At 32.9% G+C, this 1,017-nt stretch carries 1 protein-coding gene; it reads right to left on the reverse strand.

The features are described from left to right. On the reverse strand, positions 1-1,017 hold a 1,017-nt coding region (locus tag MBCUR_RS02900; RefSeq protein WP_157077600.1), incomplete at both ends, for a DUF11 domain-containing protein.

Consider the following 1,017-nt stretch of genomic DNA (forward strand, 5'->3'; position numbering starts at 1 on the left):
TATTATTATCACCACTACTATTATTACCAGTATTATTCTGATCAGACCCAGTAACATTAGCCACATTACTTATATTTCCAGTACCATTCAACTGAACAATTAAGCTAATAATATAAGAATCACCATTTAAGATGCTTGCAATAGTCCAATTAACAGACTGACCTACACGAGTAGGAGACCCGTTGGCACTGACAAAGATCAATCTAGTATCTAAAACATCAGTAATATTCACATTAGTCGCAGTATCAGGACCATGATTAGTTACATTAATAGTATACTCAACCAAAGCACCATTCAAAACAACACCAGACACATTCACAGTCTTAACAATACTCAAATTAATACTCTCAGTAACATTCAAAGTACTATTATTATCACCACTACTATTATTACCAGTATTATTCTGATCAGACCCAGTAACATTAGCCACATTACTTATATTTCCAGTACCATTTAACTGAACAATTAAGCTAATAATATAAGAATCACCATTCAAAATACTTGCAATAGTCCAATTAACAGTTTGACCTACACGAGTAGGAGATCCATTGGCACTGACAAAGATCAATCTAGTATCTAAAACATCAGTAATATTCACATTAGTCGCAGTATCAGGACCATGATTAGTTACATTAATAGTATACTCAACCAAAGCACCATTCAAAACAACACCAGACACATTCACAGTCTTAACAATACTCAAATTAATACTCTCAGTAACATTCAAAGTACTATTATTATCACCACTACTATTATTACCAGTATTATTCTGATCAGACCCAGTAACATTAGCCACATTACTTATATTTCCAGTACCATTCAACTGAACAATTAAGCTAATAATATAAGAATCACCATTTAAGATGCTTGCAATAGTCCAATTAACAGACTGACCTACACGAGTAGGAGATCCATTGGCACTGACAAAGATCAATCTAGTATCTAAAACATCAGTAATATTCACATTAGTCGCAGTATCAGGACCATGATTAGTTACATTAATAGTATACTCAACCA

The organism is Methanobrevibacter curvatus (genome assembly GCF_001639295.1).
In the GTDB taxonomy this organism is placed as follows: Archaea; Methanobacteriota; Methanobacteria; order Methanobacteriales; family Methanobacteriaceae; genus Methanoflexus; species Methanoflexus curvatus.